Source organism: Filobacillus milosensis (genome assembly GCF_004402015.1).
Lineage (GTDB): Bacteria > Bacillota > Bacilli > Bacillales > Alkalibacillaceae > Filobacillus > Filobacillus milosensis.
The window spans coordinates 1-24,904 of the sequence record NZ_SOPW01000010.1 but is presented as its reverse complement, the minus strand read 5'-3'; the positions used below and the strand labels follow the sequence as shown (position 1 = coordinate 24,904).

The 24,904-nt window shown below is 36.4% G+C and carries 34 protein-coding genes; 16 read left to right on the top strand and 18 right to left on the bottom strand.

Features of this window, described 5'->3' with window-relative positions:
• Positions 1 to 35: 35 nt before the first annotated feature.
• The 5 genes from zupT (at position 36) to E3U55_RS17555 (ending at position 2,929) form a co-directional block, all read left to right on the top strand.
• Positions 36 to 836: a zinc transporter ZupT gene (gene zupT / locus E3U55_RS10130; protein WP_134340318.1), complete on the top strand. Its 801-nt coding sequence runs from the start codon at positions 36 to 38 to the stop codon at positions 834 to 836.
• A gap of 74 nt (positions 837 to 910) precedes the next feature.
• The gene (gene mntR, locus E3U55_RS10125; RefSeq protein WP_228547540.1) at positions 911 to 1,309 is read left to right on the top strand and encodes a transcriptional regulator MntR; all 399 of its coding nucleotides are present in this window, start codon (positions 911 to 913) and stop codon (positions 1,307 to 1,309) included.
• Between the two features lie 129 nt (positions 1,310 to 1,438).
• The gene (locus tag E3U55_RS10120; protein WP_134340316.1) at positions 1,439 to 2,278 is read left to right on the top strand and encodes an alpha/beta fold hydrolase; all 840 of its coding nucleotides are present in this window, start codon (positions 1,439 to 1,441) and stop codon (positions 2,276 to 2,278) included.
• A 1-nt stretch (position 2,279) separates the two neighbouring features.
• On the top strand, positions 2,280 to 2,753 hold the full coding sequence (locus tag E3U55_RS10115) for a hypothetical protein (RefSeq protein ID WP_134340315.1): 474 nt from the start codon (positions 2,280 to 2,282) through the stop codon (positions 2,751 to 2,753).
• 14 nt (positions 2,754 to 2,767) lie between these two features.
• Positions 2,768 to 2,929 carry a hypothetical protein gene (locus E3U55_RS17555; protein WP_194840877.1) on the top strand — a complete coding sequence of 54 codons (162 nt, stop codon included), beginning with the start codon at positions 2,768 to 2,770 and terminating at the stop codon, positions 2,927 to 2,929.
• A 21-nt stretch (positions 2,930 to 2,950) separates the two neighbouring features.
• On the opposite strand, the gene E3U55_RS10110 is transcribed toward E3U55_RS17555, so the two are convergent.
• Together E3U55_RS10110 and E3U55_RS10105 are read right to left on the bottom strand one after the other, a co-directional pair.
• Positions 2,951 to 3,253, bottom strand: coding sequence for a hypothetical protein (locus E3U55_RS10110; RefSeq protein WP_134340314.1), 303 nt, complete (start codon positions 3,251 to 3,253; stop codon positions 2,951 to 2,953).
• 68 nt (positions 3,254 to 3,321) lie between these two features.
• The gene (locus tag E3U55_RS10105; protein WP_134340313.1) at positions 3,322 to 3,897 is read right to left on the bottom strand and encodes a DUF899 family protein; all 576 of its coding nucleotides are present in this window, start codon (positions 3,895 to 3,897) and stop codon (positions 3,322 to 3,324) included.
• Between the two features lie 139 nt (positions 3,898 to 4,036).
• Between E3U55_RS10105 and E3U55_RS10100 the strand changes: the two genes are divergently transcribed.
• Positions 4,037 to 4,987 (top strand): alpha/beta hydrolase fold domain-containing protein, encoded by a 951-nt coding sequence (locus tag E3U55_RS10100; RefSeq protein ID WP_134340312.1) that lies wholly within the window; start codon positions 4,037 to 4,039, stop codon positions 4,985 to 4,987.
• Between the two features lie 25 nt (positions 4,988 to 5,012).
• On the opposite strand, the gene E3U55_RS10095 is transcribed toward E3U55_RS10100, so the two are convergent.
• Both E3U55_RS10095 and E3U55_RS10090 read right to left on the bottom strand, forming a co-directional pair.
• Positions 5,013 to 5,591, bottom strand: coding sequence for a DUF3231 family protein (locus E3U55_RS10095; protein ID WP_134340311.1), 579 nt, complete (start codon positions 5,589 to 5,591; stop codon positions 5,013 to 5,015).
• An 84-nt stretch (positions 5,592 to 5,675) separates the two neighbouring features.
• Entirely contained in the window at positions 5,676 to 6,152 is a 477-nt protein-coding gene (locus E3U55_RS10090) for a PaaI family thioesterase (protein ID WP_134340310.1), read from the bottom strand.
• A 126-nt stretch (positions 6,153 to 6,278) separates the two neighbouring features.
• On the opposite strand from E3U55_RS10090, the gene E3U55_RS10085 reads away from it, so the two are divergent.
• Together E3U55_RS10085 and E3U55_RS10080 are read left to right on the top strand one after the other, a co-directional pair.
• Positions 6,279 to 7,520 (top strand): GGDEF domain-containing protein, encoded by a 1,242-nt coding sequence (locus E3U55_RS10085; RefSeq protein ID WP_194840876.1) that lies wholly within the window; start codon positions 6,279 to 6,281, stop codon positions 7,518 to 7,520.
• 105 nt (positions 7,521 to 7,625) lie between these two features.
• Positions 7,626 to 8,348 (top strand): DUF421 domain-containing protein, encoded by a 723-nt coding sequence (locus E3U55_RS10080; protein WP_228547527.1) that lies wholly within the window; start codon positions 7,626 to 7,628, stop codon positions 8,346 to 8,348.
• Positions 8,349 to 8,496: 148 nt separating this feature from the next.
• On the opposite strand, the gene E3U55_RS10075 is transcribed toward E3U55_RS10080, so the two are convergent.
• Together E3U55_RS10075 and E3U55_RS10070 are read right to left on the bottom strand one after the other, a co-directional pair.
• Positions 8,497 to 9,756 (bottom strand): YeeE/YedE family protein, encoded by a 1,260-nt coding sequence (locus tag E3U55_RS10075; RefSeq protein WP_134340307.1) that lies wholly within the window; start codon positions 9,754 to 9,756, stop codon positions 8,497 to 8,499.
• A gap of 296 nt (positions 9,757 to 10,052) precedes the next feature.
• Positions 10,053 to 11,006 (bottom strand): MBL fold metallo-hydrolase, encoded by a 954-nt coding sequence (locus E3U55_RS10070; protein WP_134340306.1) that lies wholly within the window; start codon positions 11,004 to 11,006, stop codon positions 10,053 to 10,055.
• Between the two features lie 138 nt (positions 11,007 to 11,144).
• Between E3U55_RS10070 and E3U55_RS10065 the strand changes: the two genes are divergently transcribed.
• Together E3U55_RS10065 and E3U55_RS10060 are read left to right on the top strand one after the other, a co-directional pair.
• Positions 11,145 to 11,696: a hypothetical protein gene (locus E3U55_RS10065; protein ID WP_134340305.1), complete on the top strand. Its 552-nt coding sequence runs from the start codon at positions 11,145 to 11,147 to the stop codon at positions 11,694 to 11,696.
• Positions 11,697 to 11,787: 91 nt separating this feature from the next.
• Positions 11,788 to 12,153: a nuclear transport factor 2 family protein gene (locus E3U55_RS10060; protein WP_134340304.1), complete on the top strand. Its 366-nt coding sequence runs from the start codon at positions 11,788 to 11,790 to the stop codon at positions 12,151 to 12,153.
• Between the two features lie 43 nt (positions 12,154 to 12,196).
• Here E3U55_RS10060 and E3U55_RS10055 read toward each other — a convergent pair whose 3' ends face one another.
• From E3U55_RS10055 to E3U55_RS10040, 4 genes are read right to left on the bottom strand one after another with little or no spacing between them, the layout of a single operon-like run.
• Positions 12,197 to 12,784, bottom strand: coding sequence for a YdeI/OmpD-associated family protein (locus E3U55_RS10055; protein ID WP_134340303.1), 588 nt, complete (start codon positions 12,782 to 12,784; stop codon positions 12,197 to 12,199).
• 37 nt (positions 12,785 to 12,821) lie between these two features.
• Positions 12,822 to 14,336 (bottom strand): HD-GYP domain-containing protein, encoded by a 1,515-nt coding sequence (locus E3U55_RS10050; protein ID WP_134340435.1) that lies wholly within the window; start codon positions 14,334 to 14,336, stop codon positions 12,822 to 12,824.
• 18 nt (positions 14,337 to 14,354) lie between these two features.
• Complete coding sequence (locus tag E3U55_RS10045) at positions 14,355 to 14,828, bottom strand: NUDIX hydrolase (RefSeq protein WP_134340302.1); 474 nt, start codon at positions 14,826 to 14,828, stop codon at positions 14,355 to 14,357.
• Positions 14,829 to 14,843: 15 nt separating this feature from the next.
• Positions 14,844 to 15,725 carry a LysR family transcriptional regulator gene (locus E3U55_RS10040; protein WP_134340301.1) on the bottom strand — a complete coding sequence of 294 codons (882 nt, stop codon included), beginning with the start codon at positions 15,723 to 15,725 and terminating at the stop codon, positions 14,844 to 14,846.
• A gap of 109 nt (positions 15,726 to 15,834) precedes the next feature.
• Between E3U55_RS10040 and E3U55_RS10035 the strand changes: the two genes are divergently transcribed.
• Positions 15,835 to 16,923 carry a citrate synthase/methylcitrate synthase gene (locus E3U55_RS10035; RefSeq protein ID WP_134340300.1) on the top strand — a complete coding sequence of 363 codons (1,089 nt, stop codon included), beginning with the start codon at positions 15,835 to 15,837 and terminating at the stop codon, positions 16,921 to 16,923.
• A gap of 25 nt (positions 16,924 to 16,948) precedes the next feature.
• On the opposite strand, the gene E3U55_RS10030 is transcribed toward E3U55_RS10035, so the two are convergent.
• Genes E3U55_RS10030 through E3U55_RS10020 form a run of 3 tightly spaced genes read right to left on the bottom strand, consistent with a single transcriptional unit; the run spans position 16,949 to position 18,212 of the window.
• A complete protein-coding gene (locus tag E3U55_RS10030) occupies positions 16,949 to 17,167 on the bottom strand; it encodes a hypothetical protein (RefSeq protein WP_134340299.1) in 219 nt (72 codons plus the stop codon).
• A gap of 13 nt (positions 17,168 to 17,180) precedes the next feature.
• Positions 17,181 to 17,678, bottom strand: coding sequence for a hypothetical protein (locus E3U55_RS10025; protein ID WP_134340298.1), 498 nt, complete (start codon positions 17,676 to 17,678; stop codon positions 17,181 to 17,183).
• Positions 17,679 to 17,708: 30 nt separating this feature from the next.
• Positions 17,709 to 18,212 carry a GNAT family N-acetyltransferase gene (locus E3U55_RS10020; protein ID WP_228547526.1) on the bottom strand — a complete coding sequence of 168 codons (504 nt, stop codon included), beginning with the start codon at positions 18,210 to 18,212 and terminating at the stop codon, positions 17,709 to 17,711.
• Positions 18,213 to 18,319: 107 nt separating this feature from the next.
• On the opposite strand from E3U55_RS10020, the gene E3U55_RS10015 reads away from it, so the two are divergent.
• From E3U55_RS10015 to E3U55_RS10005, 3 genes are read left to right on the top strand one after another with little or no spacing between them, the layout of a single operon-like run.
• The gene (locus E3U55_RS10015; RefSeq protein WP_134340297.1) at positions 18,320 to 18,673 is read left to right on the top strand and encodes a VOC family protein; all 354 of its coding nucleotides are present in this window, start codon (positions 18,320 to 18,322) and stop codon (positions 18,671 to 18,673) included.
• A 22-nt stretch (positions 18,674 to 18,695) separates the two neighbouring features.
• Complete coding sequence (locus tag E3U55_RS10010) at positions 18,696 to 19,112, top strand: helix-hairpin-helix domain-containing protein (protein WP_134340296.1); 417 nt, start codon at positions 18,696 to 18,698, stop codon at positions 19,110 to 19,112.
• Positions 19,112 to 19,537 carry a hypothetical protein gene (locus tag E3U55_RS10005; RefSeq protein ID WP_134340295.1) on the top strand — a complete coding sequence of 142 codons (426 nt, stop codon included), beginning with the start codon at positions 19,112 to 19,114 and terminating at the stop codon, positions 19,535 to 19,537. Before E3U55_RS10010 ends, E3U55_RS10005 begins: the two co-directional genes overlap by 1 nt.
• Positions 19,538 to 19,703: 166 nt before the next feature.
• Here E3U55_RS10005 and E3U55_RS10000 read toward each other — a convergent pair whose 3' ends face one another.
• From E3U55_RS10000 to E3U55_RS09980, 5 genes are all read right to left on the bottom strand, one after another.
• On the bottom strand, positions 19,704 to 20,426 hold the full coding sequence (locus E3U55_RS10000; RefSeq protein WP_134340294.1) for an amino acid ABC transporter ATP-binding protein: 723 nt from the start codon (positions 20,424 to 20,426) through the stop codon (positions 19,704 to 19,706).
• Complete coding sequence (locus E3U55_RS09995) at positions 20,427 to 21,077, bottom strand: amino acid ABC transporter permease (RefSeq protein WP_134340293.1); 651 nt, start codon at positions 21,075 to 21,077, stop codon at positions 20,427 to 20,429.
• A 94-nt stretch (positions 21,078 to 21,171) separates the two neighbouring features.
• Complete coding sequence (locus tag E3U55_RS09990; RefSeq protein ID WP_134340292.1) at positions 21,172 to 21,960, bottom strand: transporter substrate-binding domain-containing protein; 789 nt, start codon at positions 21,958 to 21,960, stop codon at positions 21,172 to 21,174.
• A gap of 228 nt (positions 21,961 to 22,188) precedes the next feature.
• The gene (locus tag E3U55_RS09985; RefSeq protein ID WP_134340291.1) at positions 22,189 to 22,713 is read right to left on the bottom strand and encodes a GrpB family protein; all 525 of its coding nucleotides are present in this window, start codon (positions 22,711 to 22,713) and stop codon (positions 22,189 to 22,191) included.
• A gap of 131 nt (positions 22,714 to 22,844) precedes the next feature.
• Positions 22,845 to 23,366, bottom strand: a complete 522-nt coding sequence (locus E3U55_RS09980; protein WP_134340290.1) for an AAA family ATPase — start codon at positions 23,364 to 23,366, stop codon at positions 22,845 to 22,847.
• 152 nt (positions 23,367 to 23,518) lie between these two features.
• Between E3U55_RS09980 and E3U55_RS09975 the strand changes: the two genes are divergently transcribed.
• The gene (locus E3U55_RS09975; RefSeq protein WP_134340289.1) at positions 23,519 to 24,400 is read left to right on the top strand and encodes a GNAT family N-acetyltransferase; all 882 of its coding nucleotides are present in this window, start codon (positions 23,519 to 23,521) and stop codon (positions 24,398 to 24,400) included.
• Between the two features lie 22 nt (positions 24,401 to 24,422).
• Positions 24,423 to 24,728 (top strand): DUF5316 domain-containing protein, encoded by a 306-nt coding sequence (locus tag E3U55_RS09970; protein WP_134340288.1) that lies wholly within the window; start codon positions 24,423 to 24,425, stop codon positions 24,726 to 24,728.
• The last annotated feature ends 176 nt before the right edge of the window (positions 24,729 to 24,904 follow it).

Here is a 24,904-nt window from a genome sequence, read left to right as displayed (position 1 = left end):
CACTAAACGATTTAACAATCAAGGAGGAAGTAACAATGGAAGCGAATTTAATTTTAGCTTTTAGCCTAACACTGATGGCAGGGCTAGCAACGGGAATCGGTAGTATTCTAGCATTTTTTGCGTCTACAACAAATACTAGATTCCTATCTTTTTCACTCGGCTTTTCAGCTGGGGTCATGATTTATGTATCAATGATTGAAATTTTCTTTAAGGCACAAGATGCACTGATTAACGCGATGGGAGAAATCCAAGGACATTGGTTGACTGTTGCAGGATTTTTCGGAGGTATGATCTTAATCGCTTTTATTGATAAGGTTATTCCTAAACAAGGTAACCCTCATGAAGTCAAAAAAGTAGAAGAAATGAATAAAAAACCAGAGGATAAAAGTTTACTACAGATGGGGACATTTACCGCATTAGCTATTGCGATTCACAACTTCCCTGAAGGTATTGCGACGTTTACTTCTGCATTACAAGACCCTGCGCTAGGTGTTGCTATTGCCGTTGCAATTGCTATTCATAATATACCTGAGGGAATTGCAGTTTCTGTTCCAGTATATTATGCAACTGGAAGTAAGAAAAAAGCATTTAAGCTATCATTTTTATCTGGTTTATCAGAACCTATTGGTGCCGCAGTAGCTTTCTTAATTTTAATGCCATATTTAAACGACTTGATGTTTGGTATAATCTTTGCAGCCGTAGCCGGTATCATGGTATTTATTTCACTTGATGGCCTACTACCCGCAGCCAAAAAATATGATAAAACGCACTTGCCTATTTACGGTGTGATGTCTGGAATGGCAATTATGGCACTAAGTTTACTATTATTTATTTAAAAACTTGTCCATTTCGTCTAAAATAGTATATATAAATGTACAAAGGAGGAAGCCATTTGTCTACAACACCTAATATGGAGGACTACTTAGAAGTCATCTACATGATGTTTGAAGAAAAGGGCTATGCGCGCTCAACTGATATAGCCGATCACCTAGATGTCCTACCTTCCTCTGTCACGAAAATGATGAAACGACTAGACGAACAAGGCTTGGGTGTGTATGAAAAATACCGCGGGTTTGTTCTAACATCTAAAGGTAAGAAAATCGCAAAAGATATAGTCGATAAACACCAAACCCTAGAAGATTTCTTTCGAGTGTTTGAAATAGATTCGGATAACATTTACGAAGAAGTTGAAGGCATCGAGCATCATATTGGAAAAGAAACGACACACTGCATCTCAAGTTTGGTTCAGTTTTTTGAAAATCATCCCGAGATTAGAAAGTCATATTTAGAGTATAGAAAAAAGTTATAATTAAACCGTAGGGGTTTCCCTACGGTTTTTTTAATCATTAATAAAATTACCATTTATTATGAATTTTTAGTATAATTGGCATGATTATAACATTATTTCACAGGAAAAATGTTTCATTGGGGGATTTATATGTGGAAACAACGTTTGGTGGAGACGTCTCGAGGACGCTTCGAGTTTTTTACACAAGGCGAAGGAGAGCCTCTTTGTGTCACTCACCTGTATAGTGAGTTTAACGAAAAAGGAAACCATGTGGCTGATCGATTTGTGAGTGATTTTAAGGTTTATTTAGTGAATTTAAAAGAAGCCGGGAACTCATCGAAAGTCGAAGAAGACATTGAGATGAGTATGGAAGAATCGTGTAAAGACCTAGAAGCTGTTCGTGAGGCATTAGGTTTTGAAAAATGGTCTTTTGCGGGGCATTCGACTGGCGGGATGTTGGGTCTAGTTTATGCTATTAATCACCCTGACTCTCTTACACGCGTTATGGTTGGTGGTGCAACTGCCACTAAGGATTATGCTTATCACGAAGGAAGTATGTACTGTCAAAATAGTCCGTTGAACGCAAGGTTGAAGGAGATTTTTGCTGTTATTAACTCGCCTGATTCAACACCAGATGAGAGAAAAGAAGCTGGACGCGAGTGGGGTAAAATGTCACTTTACAGACCCGAAAAATATTTTGAGTATTTTAATAAGCCAACCAGCGGGAAAGTCGTATCCAAAAGATTGAATTTCTTCTCTGCTTACGACTTCCAACACTTCGATGTGAGAGAACAATTACGAGACATTCGAGTCCCATTAGTCATATACGGCGGGCGTCACGATGCTCAATGTCCATATGACTTTTCAGAAGAAATTCATGAATGTGCACCAGGTTCAGTCCTTTATACGTATGAAGAAAGTAACCATAATCCATTTGTTGAAGAACAGGAAAAATTTCATCAAATGGTGAAAGAGTTTAGTAGGGTTTAGAATGTTAAAAAAGTTATTAATTGGAGTATTGTTTATAATTTTATTAGCATCATGCAACGAAAACAGCATTGAAGGTTGTGACATACCTGAAGATGAAGGGAAGATAGAGTATGAGGCTTTTATTGAACCTACTCTAAATGATGAATTAGAACGTGATGGTTATAGAAAGGTGAACTCCAAGCTAAAGATTAACGATAATGAACATGAACTCTGTGTTGAAATACATCACGTCGCAGATTACTATACGAAAGATCATGAATATATTAAATCTGAAGTTAATATTGGTTATACTAGAAAAGATAAATTAACTCTACGAGAAGATTCAGACGAAGTCGTCGCTGAAATAGATGAACCAGCGACAATTTTAATTCCTGAATCAGTTAAAAGCACCGATTATCTTCCAAATCTATCAGAAGATGAACGGCAGCAAATTAAAGAACATGTGCAAAACATAGTTAAAGAACATTTAAATTAAGGGGGAAGTAAAGCATGGATCATCGAACAACATACGCTATACCTGGAGGCTTAATTTTAGGTCTGGGTATTGGGATCGTATACAATCAAGTGGCAGCAGGCCTACTTATTGGTTTAGGCTCCGGACTGTTATTAAGTGCATTAATTGGATTAATAGAGAAAATGATGAAATCCTAGAGGTTAACCTCTAGGATTCTTTTATCGCTCCCGATTCGTATTAATATATTTATCATGATAATTATTTTCGTACACGCCCCACATCATATATCCAAAGACTACACCACCTAGCATAAAACTCATAAATGCAATAAGTAAGCTTTTAATCCATTCACCTGTAAAATAGTCTGCGAAGGTTAGACCATGGTCCGCAATCTCTCCAATAAAGAAAACAAGGATTGCTGTGCTTAGCCCCCAACCTAAAACTCCATAATAAATAATGAAGTGCTTCTTATCTTTTTCTCGAATTCGTCCCCATTTTTCAAAATGTTTCTTTTTTGCCATCTAAATCACCCGAGAAAATTTTACCAAATAATTACCATACTTTTCAAATTAATCATTATCACTTCAAGTTAGTATTGCTTTTTCGGTGCCCAATCCTGTTGGCTTTCCGGCAGTAAGTCAACAAATCCCCACATACCACAGAAGTCATCACCTGGTCCGAACGGTGAAGAGCTATATTGATAGATTGTTCCATCGCCTTTTTTCTTTAAAATAGATACGCCAGGTTGTGGAGAGCCAGGTTTTGTTTCAAATCCTAATGCTTGTTTAAATTCAGATCCATGTGTTGAGATTAAATCAAATTTCCAGTTCCTGCTGTCCGCAAATTCAGAGACTACTTTTGGCTCATCCGAAGAAGCAAACACAACTGGCGCAATGCTTTCTAAGTGATGAAGAATTCCGTTAATTTCATCCGCCCATAGCGTACAATAATTACAAGACTTACCCATATTTTGAATAACAATTAACGTGTCATAGCCTTGAAATAACTCATCTACTTTGACTTTCTTTCCGTTGCCATCAAGTAGTTCGTAATTTTCGATTACAATAGGGTCGACTTGTTTTCTTAGTTCAGCAAGCTCCTTCTTTTTCGCAATCAAATCAAGTTCTAACTCATGAATTCTTTCCATTACAGTTACATCAGCCATTTTTTTATCCTCCTAAAAAAATTTGTTAATAACCTATTCGACATAAAAAGGAAAAATCATTTTTTAATAATAAAGAAGGAATTATTTTAATGAGTGTTGAATGAGTTAAGTTAGGTTAACAAAAAACAGGAGGGCGTCAATGAGAAGAAGTGTGTGTAGTTGGCTATTTGAACGATTTCTGTTGATGCGTGGAACAAAGAAACGGTATTCAAATAAAGATTTATTTGCTCAATTTATGAATGAGAAAAGCGTTGAAAATGCAAAAGCTTATGTGATTCCTGAAAATTTACTGAAAAAATATAAACTTCAGCATCAAGAGATAGATGGTGCTAATGTTTATTATTTTAATCGTCATACCTCAAAGGACCATAAACATATCATTTATTTGCATGGCGGTGCTTACGTCAATAATCCTCTAGGTTTTCACTGGGCATTTTTAGACCAGATACACGAAGCAACAGGAGCAGCCATTACTGTTCCAGTTTACTTAAAAGCTCCAAATTACACTTATGAAAGAAGTTTTGAATTAGTTTTAACTATTTATAAAAATTTATTGGAAGAATATAATCCAAATCAAATCATTATTATGGGCGATTCTGCTGGTGGCGGTATGGGATTAGCATTTGCCCAATGGCTTCAAGAATTAGAACTCCCTCAACCCGGTCAGCTCATTTTATTATCACCTTGGTTAGACATCACAATGACCAACCCAGACCTACACACACTAGAACGAAAAGACCCTATGTTGGCTATTTATGGCACATCAGAAATGGGAAAAACATGGGCAGGCGATACAAATGTCACTCATTACAAACTCAGTCCGATTAACGGAAGTTTACGTGACCTTGGAGGCATATCTATTTTTGTAGGTACACATGAATTGTTATTGGCAGACGCACGTTTATTGCTGAAAAAAGCAAAAGAACAAGACGTCGCCATCAATTACTTTGAATACCCAAGGATGAATCATTGCTTCCCTGTATTTCCTATACCTGAAGCAAAAGATGCCACACGAAAAATTATCGGTTTAATACAAGAGGATGTAAATGGACCTAAAACAACGGGGCTGTTTGCGAATGTTGATGTATAAAAAACTCGTCGATCAAGTCGACGAGTTAATTTTTTTCATTTTGTTGATTCGGATTGGGAGCACCAGGAGGGTGATAATAAGGTGGCATTTTTAGCCAGCCCCTATTTTTCATCATGTCCTTAGCTTTAACACCTAATGAAAACTTATCAATTTGAAATTTCAAAAACATAAGACCAACATCTGTGCGGATACTTTGGCTTGCAGATGCTGCACACATATCACCAGCATAGACAAAATTAATACTTAAAGTGTTCATGATTTCATCATCCGTCAACCTTGCTCCTTCAGGTACAGATTGAGGTTCTGACTTCGGTTTATGCTCTGGGGCAGAAGGAAGCGTTATACCTTCTTTTATCATAAAATCCCTTAACTGTTTTTTATGTGAGTTAGCAACTTCTAACGCATCTTTGACAAATTGTTTAACTTCTTGGTCCATGGTTGTATTGAGTCCAACTTCTTCGTAAACAATAATACTTTCAACAAAAGCTAAATAGGTCCAACAAGCCATAGCTTCCCCTACATGAATCTGTTCTTTATTATTATCACCAAGGGTCTTTAAAGTTTTTAATGAAGCTTCAAACCACTTACCTATATTACTATTCATAACAAACCCACTTCCATGTTTTAGCTATATTTTTAACTAACTGGAAGCAAATATTCACATATATAAAATGATGATTCATAGAACCTATTTTGAAGTAAACGTATCAGGCATGACAACTGCAACCACTTCGCCCTTCGCAACGATGTCATCCCCAGCATAAACATCAGTATGAATTTTGAATTTCTTCGGGCGGATTTCTTCAAACTTTCCAACTGCTTTTAACGTAACTCCTTGAGGCGTTGGTTTAACAAATTTCACTTCTAACGATGCCGTCACAAAACGAGGTGCTTCAACACCATCTTCTGGCTCATGACCATCTTTTCTGAGTAGCGCTAATGATGCAGACCCTGTGCCATGACAATCAATTAACGAAGCCATCAATCCACCATACACAAATCCAGGAATAGCTGTATGTTCAGGTTCTGGTGTGTAATACGTAACAGTTTGATCATCTTCCCAGCCTGTTCTAAAGTGATGTCCACTTTCATTTAACCGGCCACAACCATAACAATGAGCGAAATCATCAGGATAAACGTCTTGTATCGCGTATTTCACTTGCATCTCATCACCTACTTAATTTATTTTAAATTTAAAACTTTTAGTTGCATAAGGGACTAATTTACTATATTCTAGTAATGTTTGAAACTTTCAGAAAGTACACAATACTATCTTACTTGAGGGATGTCTATGCGTAAAGATAAATTTTATATTGGTACACTGTTCCTAATTGCCGTCTCAAGCACGATTGCATTAGGTTTTCATGATGGCCTCGAGTTTAACACCATTGCGCTAACCATTGCTCTGTACTGGATTTTTTCAATTATATATTTTAACCTTCGTTATATTTTTACAACGAATAAAGGAATCACACTCGATTATGGTATTAGCTACAGCTTGTCAATAGCTGTATTTTTGGGCCCCTTAGGACTTCTCATCTATGAAACCTTAAACCGCATCTCTGTCTACATTTCTCGAAAACTTACAAAAACAGCCGATGAAGAAGAAGGCTTACATACCTTCTATAATATTGGTTCATTTGCTTTAAGCAGCACTTTCGCCTATTTGCTATATTGGTGGTTGGAACCTTTCTTTATACAAATACCCTTAGGTTACTGGGTTCTAATCGTCATTTTGATGATTATTGTTGTGAGTTTGTCTGATTTATTCTTAGCAGTCATTTTATATCTATGGGGCGAGATTACTGACAGAGGCAAATTTGTACGTTTTATTAAAGATCGAAGTTTTAACGATACATTGAAATCAGCATTAAGTAATGGTTTTCTTCTTTATTTATTACTTGAAAATCAGTTTGAGCTTGTCTTTGTCTTTTTCTTAATTAACTATACAATAAACCGTTCTATTGTTTATAAAGCTAGAGCTACACAAGATAAAATCGAGCGTGACCAATTCGAAGAGATGGCTTATACTGACTTTTTAACAGCCGCTTATAACCGCGCATATATGAATAAGCGACTTGAAGAGCTTGCTGACAATGCATCTGGTGAACAAATTGGAATTGCTATCGCTGATTTGGACCGTTTTAAGCAATTAAACGACCAATACAATCACTATGTCGGCGATCAGGTCTTACAACATTTTATTGATCAAGTACGCCTATACTTAGGTGAAGATGGCGAAGTTTTCCGTAGTGGTGGCGAAGAGTTTACGCTATTTATTTATGGAAAAACTTTTGATGAAACATATGACCTTATTGATCAATTGCGACAAAATATAAAAACTACTTCGGTTACCGTTGATTATCTCGGAAAGCCTGAAAATGTGGAGTACTCGTCGTCATTTGGTTTGTACTACTTCACAATCTCAGATGAAAAGTCGATAGAAAAGGCACACATCCATGCCGATGATTTGTTGTATGTTTCTAAAGAACGTGGTCGAAACCGATTAACCTCCCATGATGCGACTAAGTAGAACCAACCTGTTTGAGAGCAGGTTGGTTTTTTATTCGGGTATATCTTTTCTGTTCTTCGTCCAAAATGCTAATATTATAGATTTTGACGCAAGGGGCGGATGGGCGTGGATGAAACTCTTAAAGATTTATTGATTGTGTTGGGCCGAGTCATTACGATTCTGCCACTACTATTACTAGTGACTATATTTATGGGGAAGCGCGCGATTGGTGAGCTACCTATTTTTGATTTTTTAATTATTATCACGTTAGGATCCCTCGTCGGTGCAGATATTGCAGACCCTTCGATTGAGCATTTATTTACTGCCGTTGCTTTAGTGGCTGTGGCGTTATTACAGCGCGGTGCAGCCAAGCTGAAAATCATGAACAGAAAAATTGGTCGTTGGATTACATTTGAGCCTACGGTCGTTGTTCAGGACGGTCAGCTATTAAATAAAAACTTAAAGCGAATTCGCTACTCCATTGATAATATACTACAGCTCTTGCGAGAGAAAGATATATTTGATGTTGCGGAGGTTCAAACTGCGATTATTGAATCTGATGGAAGTTTGAGTGTATTAAAAAAATCAGAGAAAAAAGCTCTGACTTTAGAAGATCTTGGTATGTCAGGTGGGCAGCCAGCATTGGCTCTACCTGTCATCATGGAAGGTGACATTAACCAGAATATACTTCGATACTTTAGTCTGAACGAAGGTTGGTTGGAGGAACAGCTCGAGAAACGTGGCATCAAATTTGAGAATGTGTTTTTTGCTACGGTTAATCATGACCTGGAACTTCATATATCCTTAAAAAATGCTGAAGGCTTAGTTGTTCCTAGAGTGTTTCACTAATTACGGTTAATTTTAACTTAAGTACTAACAGAAAGATCTTGAGTATTAAACTTATTATCTCAAGTACTAAATTTTCTAACTTGAGTACTTAACAATAATTTTAAGCATTAAAAAATCTCGCCGCATATAAACGGCGAGATTTTTCTCATTAACATAATGAATCTTTTGATTTTGGTACGGATAGACCGAAAAGTGGTCTGAGATACAGTGCAACAAAGGTTCCTGCTAGTGCAAGGATACCCCAAATGTAGCCGTGTAGGCTAAATGAGGAAATTCCGCCGAAGTAAGCACCGATGTTACAACCGAATGCTAGACGTGCGCCATATCCCATGAACAGACCACCGATAATCGCTGCCGTTACGTTACCTTTAGTTAATTTAGAAAACTTGAATAAGCCGCCTGCTGCTGATGCGATGAAGGCCCCGATAATTACACCTAAGTTTAATACTGTAGTCGAATCAGCAAAAATTGATGATTCTAACACGGCTGCGTTGGCACCTTGCCAGTAACCCCAGCTAGCTACATCTATTCCCATGAAGGCTGCAGCTTTAGATCCCCAAAGTGCGAATGCTGACGTTACACCCCAAGGTGCACCTCGAGTCATTAACGTTAAAGCATTTAAAACAGCTAGCGCAATTGCTGCTGCAAATAATGGCCATGAACCACGGAATATACGTTTCCAACCCTTTGTTGTTGGAACTGGAGCCATTTTCGGCGCGCTTTTTCTACGTTCAATCACTAGCGTAATCCACGCTACTAGACCGAATAACGCGATTGATAATGCCCATGCTCCACCATATCCCAAGCCCGTTGTCGTCGCTAGCGATACTGGTTCCATTGATGGTAAATCTTGTGTCCAGAATGGAAAATGTGCCGCACCGATCGTTGAACCTACAATAAAGAATAATAGAGTTACAAACATTACCGTACGTCCGCCACCGACAGCGTAAAGTGTACCTGATGCACACCCTCCGCCTAACTGCATTCCAATACCGAACATGAAAGAACCAACTAATAAACTAATTCCTAATGGTGCCACATAACCTGAAGCACCTGTTCCGAAGAATGATAGACCGAATGCTAGAATCGGCGCGAATAGAGTTACGGCTACTGCTAACATAACCATATGAGACCTTAGCGCTTTACCGTTCCCAACCGACATAAAACGTCTGAACGCTGAGGTAAAACCAAAACGCGCATGAAATAGTGTATAACCCAATAATAATCCTAGTAGTAATAGAACTGGTTGCATCGCTGCTTGAGTCATCATGAGATAAACCATCAATACAGCAGTTACTACTAATGCACCAATAATTAATTTTGTTTGTGATTTATTTAAATCCGTATGTTTAGTTTCTACAGGGTCTTTAACTTCACTGACTGGTTGTACTTTTGTTGAAGTTGACATAAATAATTCTCCTTTCCCGATTTGTTTAATCGGATTTAGAACATTGTTTATGATAATAGGGATTGTGTTTCGTGTCAACGGAAAAAATTACATATTTAAAAATCTCTAATATTTAATCTGAATAAGCGAATTTTTAAAGAGTTAAGTCGAAACTTTTCTTAATTAAGCGAAATTTTATTGCTTTATTTCTAATAACTTAAATGATTTACCTAATTTTTTCTCACTTATTCCAAAAACTCCATGCTAGGGTAATAAAAAAAGCTGCACTCTATATCGAGCACAGCTTAACATTCATTTTATTGATTTTGTTTCATCAAATAATCCACAATTCCCATCGCGCAGACTTTCAAGTCAAGGTTTAGATACTTATAAACCACATGATCGCTAGGAATATTCTGTTCGACGAGGTGGGTCGTTACCAGATTCTCGAGATTTTCTGCGACTTTTTCTGTTTTCTCTTCAAATGATGCTTCAGGCATTTCTTCAAACACTTTTTCACCCGCTTCAACAAAACGCGGCAACCAGAATCGGATTTGTCCATACACATGCTTAGGGTCACGCGACCTGCCATAATGTCCAAAGTAGATTTGATCTACATGAAGCCCTTCAATTTTTGCCAATGAATCAAGCATGGCATCAGGGTCAAACTGGTTCGGTGACGTTGAAGGTAATACAAAATTCAAGCCCTCAGCCTGAGGATAATAGACGCCAATGGTATCACCAGTAAACACCCCATTACTTAATGAATCATGGATACTAAAGTGGTGCTTGGCATGGCCTGGAGAATCGTAAAACGTTAACACTCGTCCATCGCCAATGTCGAGCGTATCTCCTTCACTCATTTCCACTAAACGATCTTCGGGCACAGGCACAATTGGATCAAACAGTTCATCAAATTTTTCACCGTATACTGCTCTTGCACCGGCAATTAATTTGCTTGGGTCTGCTAAATGACGCTTCCCTTTTGGATGAACATATACCTTAGCGTTTGGGCACTTTTCTAAAAATAAACCGACACCACCAGCATGGTCCAAATGAATATGCGTCACTATAATGTGTTTGACGTCTTCTAAGTCAATTTCTAATTGTTTCAATCCCTCTAGCAGATAAGGCACCGACGGACTCGCGCTTGTCTCTACAATGGTTAGCTCTTCAGCATGAAGTACATAAGAACCCGTGCGTCCCGGCATCTTTAAATCGTATAAATCTATTAACGTCATTTCGTTTCCTAAATCAATTGGTTGAGACATATTGAATGTGACCTCCTGTAAGTATAATCCTCTAATTAATGTTTTCTATTTTTCATAGGAAATACCTTCTTCATTAAGATGTAAACTTTTCTAATATCTAGTACAATGATATACAAAATATATTAGGTAGGGTTATAAATGAAGAAACATAATTGGAAAAAAATCTTATTAATTACCTTTACTGCACTTATTGTATTTCTAATAGCAGATAAATTATTTATCCAGAATCAACAAATAATACAATTAGAGAATAAAACTTCTAAAGCTGAACAGAAGTTATTATTTTCATACAACGCATTCCCAATCGAGTATGCGTTTGAACGTGTTCAAGAAGATCCTACTGATGATAACTTAAAATTACTTTTTAGTACTCTTCTTAACCAACAGAAAAAAATTGAAACATTAATTGAATTAAATAAAGAAGATATCAATGAAACCATGTGGGAAGAATATATTAGTATCCCTACAACACAAGCTGTTATTTTCCCACTTAATCTTGCTGAATTTGAAGATGGTATTAATCAATCTCATCTAAATAAACTTAAAGAAATTGAATCGGCATGGTTAAAGTATGAAGAAAATTCTAAGGGACATATGACAAGCTACTATATAGATAACATTGGATTTCTCTTAAAAAACTATATAGAACTTTTAAAGAAACTTAATAAAATTCCCGTAAGCTTGCAATAAACCATCTTGATAGAACAACCTCTACATTAGCGTATGGAAATTCATTCTGATATGATTTATATACGATATTATTATAAAAAGGAGCTTAACCATGGCTACGGAAAAACAGAAGTTCTTTGAAGAATTTAATGAAGCATTTATGACTGGCGATTTGAAGTTTATTTTAAATAGCGTGACTGAAGACGTTCAATGGGAAATGGTTGGCGATGATATAATCAAAGGTAAAAATGCATTAGAAGAGGCCCTTGGTGGCATGAAAACGAATGATACATTCAAATTGAATATACATCACTCGATTACACATGGTCTTGAAGCTGCTGTTAATGGTGTGATTACTTTCACAACAAAAGTTGGCGAAGATAAAAAATATGGATTCTGTGATGTGTACAAGCTCGATAGTTTTAAATCAGGTAAAATCAAGGAACTCACATCCTATGTCGTAGAAATGACTAACTAATACAAAAGAGGTGCGAATTGCACCTCTTTCTTAATGCCGTTAATTAATCATTTAACCCCTTACCATCGAGAATATGCTGTACATATTTCTCAACTCTCGACTCTCGCGTTTTTGATTGTTTTGCCTTTGAAATATAAAGACAGTATGCCCTTTGCCTTCCTGGGGTCAATGATTCAAAAGCGCCTTTTAAAGCTGGCATTTCTTCAAATTTACTCTGTAGCTCTTCAGGAATCGTTATATCTGTTTTCTTTTTCACTTCCAAGCCTGCTTTTTCTACTTCAATGGCTTCCTTAATGTAGTCTTTCAAAATGGATTCTAACTCAACTATTTCTTCTACATTGGTAAAACGAATCTGACGCGCCGCCTGAACATTTTCTGTTTGTCTAATTAGAATCTCGTGAGGATCCTTTAACAAGGCACCTTTGTGAAACAACAATGCACAATATTCTTTAAATCCATGTATTAAAACGATGTTCTTATTATCAAGCGTGTAACAAGGGTGCTTCCACTTAAATTCTTCGGTTAAATCACAGTCAAGTACGATATGCCTCATCTTCACATACTCTTCTCTCCACTTTATTGAATTACTTAAAAATTCATCAACCTTAGGATTCATTTGACTATTGGTCATTGAGAACACCCCTTTTTAAGTTACTAAACCATACCTTTTACTTGAGCGGTAGTTTTCTTAGTGTCGGTTCATCTTCATACATGTATTCTAAAAACAGATCTACAAACTCAGCATCCCACTGCGTTCCTTTACCTTCTTTTAAAATTGATAACGCCTTCTCTTGAGTAAACCCTTTTCGGTAAGGTCGGTCTGATGTCATCGCATCAAAAGCGTCAGCAACAGCCATAATTCTTCCGAAGAGTGGAATTTGTTCTCCCTTAAGTCCATCCGGATAACCACCACCGTCATATCGCTCATGATGGTGACGAACGCCCTCAAGATACGGAATCACTTTTTCAATCGGTTTGACTTGAGTTAAAATGTCATACCCGTAGATTGGGTGCTTTTTAATCTCATCAAATTCTTCATCTGACAGCTTGCCATCCTTTAGGAGGATGCTGTCGTTGATCCCAATTTTTCCGATATCATGCAAAAGAGCTGATTTCCTTAAGTTAGTTAATTGGTCTTTTGATAAGTTCGCACGTTTTCCAATTTCAACGGAGTACTCTGACACCCTATACGAATGACCCGCCGTATATGGATCTTTCGCATCTAAGGCCGCTGCAAGTGTAGTAATCAAGCTCTCTGATAAGTTTTGGTTCATTTCATCACGTTCTTTAATCGACTCAACCATATGATTGAATCCGTACGTCAATCTAGAAAACTCGTCCGAGTACAACTCATCCGTTTTAACAAACTCTCCATCTTGCACAGACTTCATGTCATGTTGCAGTTGCTGCATCGGCTGGTCGATTCCTTTAAAAAGTAAGTAAGAAGCAAAACTTGCAAACACAACATTAATAATTAATATGACGACTGCCCATTCCCAATAATTAAAAATGATAGACTCCGAAACTTCTTCCAAACGAATCTGAGAAGCTAAACTGAATAATAAAAGTGGGAAGATCCCAATAAAAATCGTACTGAATTGAAATTTCTGTTTTAACGAAATTAGCACATCACCATTCAACGATAGCGAATGATTATAATGACTTTTAGCTAGTTTAACCATATGTTTTGTAACGATATGTACAGCATTCATCGTAAGATAAAACTCAATTAACGCATGCATTCCAGCCACTAGCAATGATCCAATAAAAGCAAATAACACGTATCTATACGGAAGTGATAATAACCCTATATTGATTGATAATAAAGCTAAACCAATAGCCGGAAAACTCAACCCAAGCCAGTGCGGGCCCATTACTCGTTTTACCGTTAACCAAGGGAGTTTATTTGCCGCAACAAAACCCGCTTCAATCGTTGAAAGACTTGGGGCTTCACTTGAATATACCTGTTTAATCGGATGAACATCTTTTGTGAACTGACGATACTCAGCGATGAACATCACGATAATGGATAAGATTAAAATAATAAGTAAGACTACAATGTCGGTTTGAGTAAGCGTTAAGGTGTTAAAAATAAACACACCACCGATTCCGCCGACTGCTATGACCGAACCAATAAAGTAGTTTATTAATAAAGTTTTCGTGAAACGATTATATAATTCCATCAACCGACCACATCCCAGTTAATTGTTATCACCCATTATATCAAAAGTCCTATTATTAAAGTACTTTATCACAGGAATATCTGGTGGATTTAATGGTTTTGGCAACTCTTTAAGATTGAAAAAGTTAATGTCTAGACTCTCGTCTTCGTCTATTCGCAACTTGCCTTCATATTCTGTGCATAAATAATTAGCTGTTACATTATATAATTCATCACCATGCGGGAGTTTATAGTACTGCTCTTCACCTGAGAAAACATTAAGTAATGTAAGGTTATCAGGTGTTAAACCTGTCTCCTCAATCATTTCTCGTTTCGCTACCTCTTCAAGTGATTCACCAAGTTCCATTGAACCACCTGGCAGTCCCCAACAACCGTTATCTTTTCTTTTTTGTAGTAGCAACTCTTTGCGTTCATTTAACACCATCACACTTGCGCCGACCACAATTAACGGCCTAGTCCCCACCAATTTCCTCAAATCCATAACATAGCCCATAATAGGTCCTCCTTTTTATTGGAATTGATACCCTGAAACAAAGTCGATGAAGTCTTTTTCCAACGAGTGGTGATATTTCGTTAAGGCATAAGTGTTTACCCGAGGTAATTCTATTTCTGGAAATCCTACTTGAAGAATACGTCCTTCTAAGATTTCCCTCCTGATTGTTGATTTGGGCAAAAATGACACCCCTAACCCACTAACAATAAAGCGCTTGGTGATATGATTTTGTGAAACTTTCATCATTTTTGTTTTAGGATAGTGTGACTTGATTTGATGGGCCAATGATTCCCAATAAACAGGGTGGTTATGAGTTAATAAATAATACTGTTCAAGCAAATCCTCGGGCAGTAAAGCTGGGGCTGTCTCGTTATCTAAGCCATCATGAGGTACACATAATACCACTTCATCTTCATATAACTTAGTCTGATTCAGTTGTGAACCACGATATTCTATTAACGTAAACCCTATATCGACGACCTCGTCCATTACGGCTTTTTCGATTATTTGAGATTCCATAATTTCAACAGCTACTTCAACTTCTGGATGGTTTTCTAAATAATTTTTCAATACAAATGGCATAATCGTGTCAGCCACTAAAGGGGAAATGGCCAGCTTTAGCTGTAGTCGATATCCTTGAGTAAACGATTGGATCTGGGTAAGTCCCTGTTGATGCAGATCTAGCACTTCTTTTGCATGAGGCAAGTAAACTCGCCCTTCTTCAGTTAACTTAACCAATCGTTTACCTCGTTCAAAAAGTGTCACGCCAAGCTCTTTTTCCAACGCTTTGATATGGACGGTCACCGTGGGCTGTGAGACATATAATGCTTCAGATGCTTTCCGAAAGTTCCCTAACTCTGCCACTGTTACAAAGGTTTTCATCCAGGATAATTCCATATATAACACCTTCTAATTAATATTATTAATCAAAACATTTAAAAATATTTAATTTTATTAATCAATCATACCTCATATACTATAAGTAGACAATAAAAGGAGGGGTCTTATGATATATAAAGGATTAAAAGGCGTTGTTTGCACGGAAACGAAGTTAAGTATGATTGATGGTGAGCGAGGTCAGTTAATCTATGCTGGCTATCCCGCTAAAAACCTTTCAAAAGAACACTCTTTTGAAGAAGTAGCTTATTTATTATGGTATGGGAAATTACCTTCAGCAAATGAGTTAGAGGATATTAAAAAGAAATTTAAAGAAGCACGTACACTACCAGACTATTTAAAAAACATTATTAAGAACTTACCTAAACGTTTAGAAATGCTGGATGTTATACGAACGGTTACTTCATCAATTGAGTTAATTTCAACAGACAAACCTAGTGTAGACGACGCTGTTCGTATTACGACATTAATACCGAGCGCTATTGCATATCGACTATATTGTTTAGACAAACAACCATTCCCTGATATTCGAAAAGATCTCGATCATGTCGCTTATTATTTATATATGGTAACGGGACGCGAACCAAGAGGTGAGCATGTTCGTGCACTAGAAACTTATATGATCCTTACGATGGAACATGGGTTAAATGCATCCACTTTTTCTGCAAGAGTTACCGCATCTTCAGAGTCTGATTTAGCTTCTGCGATTACATCAGCGATTGGCACAATGAAGGGTCCACTTCACGGCGGAGCGCCTACTGGAGTACTCGAGTTGTTAAATGAAGCTTCGCAATCAAATGATATTCACCAAATGATTCAAGAAAAAGTCGAACGTGGTGAAAAACTAATGGGGTTCGGTCACCGTGTTTATAAAACACTAGATCCACGAGCAATCGCACTTAAAGATATATTACAACAAAATAAGCAGGACGAAGATTGGTTTGACCTTGCGATAAAAGTCGAGGATATTGCTGTTAATGTACTCGAGGACCTTAAACCAGGTCGAGGATTATATACCAACGTAGAATACTATGCCGCTGCCGTAATGAAAGAACTGAAACTAGATCCGTCATTATTTACATCAACATTTACTGCAAGCCGAGTGATTGGTTGGACTGCACATGTCATGGAGCAGCTAGAGGATAATACGATATTCAGACCGAAAGCTGAATATGTCGGACCTGTTTTTGCAGAGTAACATAATCCCGCTACTTCGCGGGATTTTATTTTCTCAACTCTTCTTTTATTTCACGTAATTCTTTTAATATTTCTTGGTTAACTTCGAGTTGTTTTTCACGCATCTCTTCAATCCCCCTAAGTTTCTCTTCACTCATGTCCAGTTTTTCCTGATTAGTTTTCTGCGAAGGGGTTCTTAATGTGATAACAAAGACCGCTACAAGGAAGACGGTTAAAACAATATAAAGAAACATATTCTCAAACATCTAAGATTCTCCTTTATTGAACGCCAAATGTCGTAAACTTGAATTCGGGACTTAACTGAATGGGAAGTTCTATATAGTAAACTTTCAACTCCCCATCTTCTTCTATCCAATTAACCACAGATTCTACGGAGTCTTCTTTATCCGGTTCTAAAATTAATTGTGGTTTAGATACATAATGATCTTTTTCATCTCCAATTAGAACCTTCGAGTAACCAATACGTTCATCAATTAATTCTGCCATTTCTATGTAATGTAATTCCAAAATATTATTATGTACATACTTCCATTCCGATAAACTATACTCATTTTTAATATCACTTGAAAAATATGTGTTATAAATCTCCTTTGAACCTTTCTTATATAAATCTTCTATAAAAGATTCAGTAGCCCCTCGCACGTCTTCTTGGTAATCATTATTTTCTATACTTTTTATAAAGACATCTAAAACTATGTATCCAACCACAACCACTGTTGCTAATGCTAGAAATAAGATTTTATACTTTTTACTCAAAGTAACCCCCCTTATACTTTTTAAACACATTCATCCCTGTTCAACCGCATAAACATGAACATCCTTGCCCTTGAGCTTTATTTTTTTATCCAATTTCATTCCGATTTTTTTAGCAACTTTTACTGAACCCTCATTTTCAGGTTGGATCAGCGAATTCAATCTTTGTCGGTTTAAGTTTTCAAAGCCATATCGCTTTAGTTCCTCAGCTATTTCAGAGGCATAGCCATTCCTCCAGTATCTGCGTCCAATCCAATAACCAACTTCAAGTTCATTCACACCTTCAATGGTTTGCGGCACTAAACCAGCATGCCCTATTGGCTCATCATTTTCCTTTAAACACACGACCTTCAATCCAAAATCAGCATGTTGCACATATGTATGCTGAATCCATCTAAAGAACGCTTTCATTTCGTCCTCAGTTTTAACTGTACCGTGACCAATATAACGAACCACTTCAGGGTCAGATAATAGGGATTTTAGAAAATCAAAATCTCCTTCACTGTAGTCTCTTAAATAAAGTCTATTAGTTTCCATTATTCCACACCTTTTGTGAATATCGATTAACGCTCTCTTAATCATACTGAAAAATAAAGGGAATTTCATCCACTTGTCGAATTTTATAGGAAAAGGAGGAATTCAACATGAATCGTGTTGTTGCATTTGAAATGAGCAGCCAAGAACCTGAAAAGGCAGCTAAATTCTACTCCGCAGTATTCGATTGGAAAATAGGCGAACCAAATTATGGTTACCACCACGCTAACACGGGAAACCAAGAAGAATCAGGAATTGATGGAGGAATTGCTAAAGGCCCTCACGATCATCCACTTGGCACACGCGTACAAATTGAAGTAGAATCCATTGATCAAACAGTAGAGAAAGCTAAAGCAAATGGTGCTATGGTGGTACGTGAAAAAATGGATTTCGGGGACTTTTGTTTGGCATACTTAGTTGACCCGACTGGTTTAGGATTTAGTTTAATAGAGAACAAAAAATAACTTTCAAAGGCCAGGTGATTGCATGACAATTAAGGTGGATTTAACGGATCAAGAACGTCAGAACCTGCGCAAGTCTCATATTTATTTAAAAGACTTACATCTCATTAAGGCGGACGAGTTAGCCAAGTCGATTAAGTGCACTAAAGAAAGAGCACACGCAATAACAGCTATGGCACAATTTCAACAAATTCCTTCTATTGGTTATCGTATGGCATACAATTTAGTACATTACTTAAATATTTATTCTCTTGATGAAATCAAAAATGAAGACCCTAAAGAGTTATTTGATCATTTTGAAAAACTCATCGGTGAAGATATAGACCCTTGTGTTGAAGACCAGATTAGATGTGTTATACACCATGCTAATCAACCTTACAGTGACAAGCAATGGTTTGATTTTACAGAAAGGCGGAAGACGGAAAGGTTGAATGATAATTGATGAGACAGAACATTATCAGGTTTTTAGTATACTTTTTATCTATATTAATTGTATGTGCATACGCATTAGTGATGGATCATTATTTTTTAATTATTAAACAATATGCTAATGCCACTTTTAACATCTTACCTTTAATTTTGTTTATTGCTATTAGTCCTATTTTAATAGGGATGCTATTGAAAATCCCACATTTAATTCTAAATTGGAAGGAAACTGAGTGGGGCTTTGATTGGGTTAAGTTTTTATCAATAGGTTTAATAACCCTACTCTTCATCATTCATTACATTATGTCCTATTTCAATTCTATGATTGAGATGCCACAATATATAGCTTTTACCATCCCTGATCAATTACTTACCGTATTTGGTGTTGTATTTGGTTATGTATTATTAAGTTGTATTCGCTATGATAAAACAGAAAATTAATGGCAATCTAAGAGAATTACCATTAATTTTTTTGTGCACTTATTAACTTTCTTCTTCTTTTGTAAACTCACCTTCCGACCTAGCACTAAATAACTTAACTTTTTCATTAAATTTCTTCTACATTGCAACAAAAGACAACCCTACTAAGGTTGCCTCATCATATTGTTTATAGTATTTTACTTAAAAACTCTTGTGTACGTGGGTTTTGTGGATCATCAAAGATCTGGTTTGGATCGCCTTCTTCCATAACTATTCCTTCGTCCATAAATAGCACGCGATCACCCACTTCTTTTGCGAAGCCCATTTCGTGGGTTACAACCACCATGGTCATACCTTCTTCTGCTAAGTCCTTCATTACTTGTAAAACGTCTCCAACAAGTTCTGGGTCTAACGCAGATGTAGGCTCGTCAAACAACATAACTTTCGGTTCCATTGCTAACGAGCGAGCAATAGCTACACGCTGTTTTTGCCCCCCTGATAAACTATCCGGATAGGCATCCGCTTTATCACCAAGACCAACTTTATCTAATAGTGGAAGAGCAGCTTCTTTAGCCTCTTCTTCACTAATTTTCTTTACTTTAACTGGACCTAAAGTAATATTTTCTATTACCGTTTTGTGAGGGAATAAGTTAAAGTGTTGGAAAACCATTCCCACCTGTGAGCGTATTTCGTTAATATTAACTTTAGGATCTGTTATAACATCACCATCGATAGTCACTTCACCAGCTGTGATATCCTCTAATAAATTTAAGCAACGTAGGAATGTACTTTTACCAGAACCAGAAGGTCCAATGACACAGACCACTTCTTGTTCATCTACTTTTGCATCAATCCCTTTTAATACCTCATTATCACCAAACGATTTGTGTAAGTCTTTAACCGTAATCATTTATACATCAAGCTTCCTTTCTACTCTACGCAAGATAATTGATGTTGGAATGGTTATTATTAAATAGAAGACACATACCATAATTAATGTTTCAAATATCTCAAATGTCGCGTTATAATATTGCTTACCCATGTATAAAACTTCAGCTACAGCAATTACTGAGAATAATGAAGTATCTTTTAAACTAATAATAAATTGGTTACCTAGAGGTGGAATCATGCGCTTAAATGCCTGCGGCCAAATAATATAACGCATCGTTTGTTTCTCAGTTAAACCAACTGAACGACCCGCTTCATGCTGACCACGATCAATGGAGTGAACAGCACCACGAACAATCTCTGCGATATAGGCACCAGCATTTATAGTGATAGCAATAATCGCAGACGTTAGTTCTCCGATATTCACTACAGTTAAACCATAATAAATAAATAGTACTTGGGCTAAAATTGGGGTCCCTCTTGTCACCTCAACGTACACTGTACTGATAGCACGTATAATTGAGTACTTCGACAATCTTCCTAAACCCGCAAATGCTCCTAATATAAAACCTAAAAATAAACCAACAATTGTAATATAAAGCGTTAGTTTCATACCTTCATATAAATAAGGTATAGATTTATAGTAAGCCGAGTCCATTAAATATTCTATCATTATAATTTATCTCTCCTTGAAAAATAGCGTAACAAGCAAAGTACTTGTTACGCTTGATTTCTAGTATGTTCATGATAGTTTATTAAGTTGGCTATTACTTAGGTGGTTCTTCACCAAACCATTTCTTGTAAATTTCAGCATACTTTCCACTATCTTTTACTTTTTGAAGACCTTCGTTAACAGTATCTACTAATTCAGATCCTTCAGGCATCGCAATACCATATGGTTGACCTTCTAATACCTCACCCACTGTTTTTAGCTTATCTGAAGCATTTTCTTTAATGTAGTACTGTACGTTTGGTAAGTCATATAGAACAGCATCTAAACGACCACGTTCTAAGTTCTTATAAGCAGTAACAATCTCAGGATAAGCTGTTACTTCAGCATCTGTTTTATTTAATAAGTATTGTTCACTAGTTGAACCTTGACGTGCACCAACGTTCTTTCCAGCTACATCTTCAATCGATTCAATGTCTGAATCCTTTGGTACCGCTACAATTAGACCTGAGTCATAGTAAGAATCTGAGAAATCGATAAACTCTTCACGTTCTTCTGTAATTGAAATACCAGCAATACCGATATCATGTTTACCCGATCTCATAGAAGCTAATAAACCATCAAAAGCCATTGTTTCGAATTCTACTTCAAAACCTTGCTCTTCAGCAATAGCTCTCATTAACTCAATATCGAAACCTTCCATTTCCCCAGTATCAGGGTTTTTGTATTCAAATGGTTGGAAGTTTGCGTCAGTAGCAACTTGATATGTTTTTGTTTCTTCACCGTTGCCGTCGCCACCATCTCCATTACTACTTCCACTAGTACCACACGCTGCTAGTACTCCTAGAACTAGTACTGCAGAAAGTAAAATCATTAATTTCTTCATGTAAATTGTACCCCCCACCAAATTTTGTGTTACTCAATAAATATCATCTCATATTCTAGAATATTTTGAAATTCAGATAATTCGGCGTAAATATAAGAATAATTATATTTTATAGGGTCTTAGGCAGTTTAACTCTTTTATTTATACAATAACTTATAAATATTCCGTGATACTTAAAATCCTTCCAGATTTAAGCTGGGCATAAACCTGGAAGGACTGTATAATAGATTATTCTATTACTTTTTTAACAAAACTTTCCTTTGCATCTAAATATGCTATAACATCATCCGCATATTTTTCAGCCAATGACAGTTTGAGAGATTCATATTCTTTAGCCAATTCTGCATGCTCATTTAGGCGATCACGAAAAGTGACATGCGCATTCCACCAGTCACCGCCATATTCGACGACGTGTAAGTAATGAGTTTTAGTGAAATTATCATCTTCCCTATAAGGAAACTTTGCAAAAATCACTTTGTCCTTCACCGTCTGTTTTTGCAATCTAAAGTAATCTATTTCGCTCATCGTTCTCACTTCTAAATCTCGAGCGTTATCCAGCTCCCTCACTCCAACCAAGATATCAATAATTGGCTTAGCTTTAATACCTTTGATTGCTGTACTGCCGAAATGTTCGATGGCAACAATGTGCTCTCCAACAGTTTCTTCTAAAAGTTGTTTCTCTTTCTTAAATAATTGTGACCATTCTGGGTTGTGTGGGACAAGTTTAACTTCACCTTTTTTCAAACCTAGCATAAAACCCCTCCAAAATAGTAGTATCCCTCTATACTAAGGGGTTTCGGATTCAAAAAACAGACTGATATTTTTTACTAAAATATGGTATAATAGAATTGCAGAATTAGTTAAGTTTCCTAAATAGCGCATTTCTATTTTTTATAGTTAGAATTAATCACTTCCTCCAAATCAACTTCATTATTTAAAATAATCAATTTATCTTCAAATGGTTTTAACGTTTGCAAAATTTCAAATTTATTCTTTTCTTCGAATTGATTATTCCACTTAAACATCTGTAAGAACATGTTCCAAGACGGTTTGTAATTAGCTTTTTCAACCTTTAATAATTGCTTAACAAATCGCTTAATAATTCGAGCAGTTCTTATGCGTTTAGGTGTATCAAGAAAGATAATTATATCTGCATGTTTAAAGCTTGGTAAAACCCATTTATCATGTACTCCTTCAATAATCCACTTTTCTTGAGTAACAATTTCTGTTAATTGCTGATCTCTTTCCTCTATCGTTCGCCTGATATCTCCTGACTTTTCCCTTTTCCAAACTACATTATCTAATTCATAATGTGGAATGACATATTCTTTTGAAAGTTTTCTAGAAAGTGTAGTTTTTCCACTTCCAACTGACCCAATGATATGTATTCTTTTTATATTTATCATTATTTCTACCACTTTCCATGATTTGCCTAGTCTTACAATTCATTATACAATATTAACAATTATCTGAAAAAGGTGGCTAAACATGATTATTACTATGCGCTTATAATTTATAACTTAACTTTCAAAATAAATCTATACTTACGGAGGACTTTATGAATACTAGATATGCCACTATACAGGATCAAAACTTTATTGATGAACTATGTCAATTAAGTTATTCGAACAAAAAACAATGGATAGGTTATCCGCGTGTAAGCGATTTGAATGAATTATTGGCTGAGTTAAAGGAATATGAGAACACACTGGATAATTCTATCCTGATAATAGAAAAAGATTCAGAGATGATTGGTTTTACTGGATTTTTGTTTGAGCCGGGCGATGATGAAGCGTTTGTGATTGGGCCGGTCTTTGTAGAACAGGAACATACCTTTGAGAACGTCTCACGGTTATTAGAAACGCTTATGGAACGGTCTAATTTCAAAGATCTATTTATTACCGTACCATCAGAAAACCACATTACTAACAGATCGCTTAAAAATGATGATTGGAAGAATACGTACAAACAATATGAAATGAAATATGAGTTAGCTTATTTTAATTCAGTTGACCTTAAATATGATATTCACCCGTTAACTAATAGTAAGGGTGTTAAATTCAACAGTGTTGCTCAACTTTTTGAAAACGTTTTTGAGTGGAAGAATGCTGAAGAGCGTCTTGGACATTATTTAGATGATTTTGGCATGGATGCTGCCTATATTGAAAAAGATGGTGAGTTACAAGGGGCAGTGTTATGGGATGATATTGAGGACACTGATTTTGTACGTTTAGAAGATGTCGCTGTTCATCCTAAGGCTAGACGCCAAGGGATTGCTTCAGAGCTAATTGTTCATGTTCTAAATAAATTTGCAGATACAAATAAGGCCACCGTATTTCTAGCGGTAGATTTGGATAATAACAATGCTAATAACCTTTATGAAAAATTAGGTTTTGAAACTACAATGCTTAATTGCTCGTATAAATGTATGAAAGGCTAAGTTTATTGCTTAGGGGGATTAGATGAATATATTTTTTATTAGTGGATTAGTTGTAGCTTTAATGGCTGTGTTCGCAGGTTTTGTTACAACAAATTGGGATATTACTTTGGTCATAGCACTAATTGCTGGAATCGCTCCGTTGTTTTACGCTGGCTTAATGTCAGGTGCATTTGTTGATGGGGATCGAAACCGGGCTAACTACCACACTCAAGATAAAAACGAGCGAGAAAGTCGATATCAATTAATGAAAAAATTACTTTTATTTGCATCGCCCAATTTAATAACCATAGCACTAATTTTCATTGTTGCATTTTCTATGAGATCTTAGACAAATACTAAAACAGCCGGAACCTATAAAGGTCCGGCTGTTTTTATGTTTCTATGGTTCTAAGTCAAATGTTGGGGTGAGCGAACGCTCACTCCTAATTTATGCGACTCGAACTGCTACATTTTTATATTGATGGTGTAATAACACCTTTAATCTAAAACGATCAAACCGTTTAA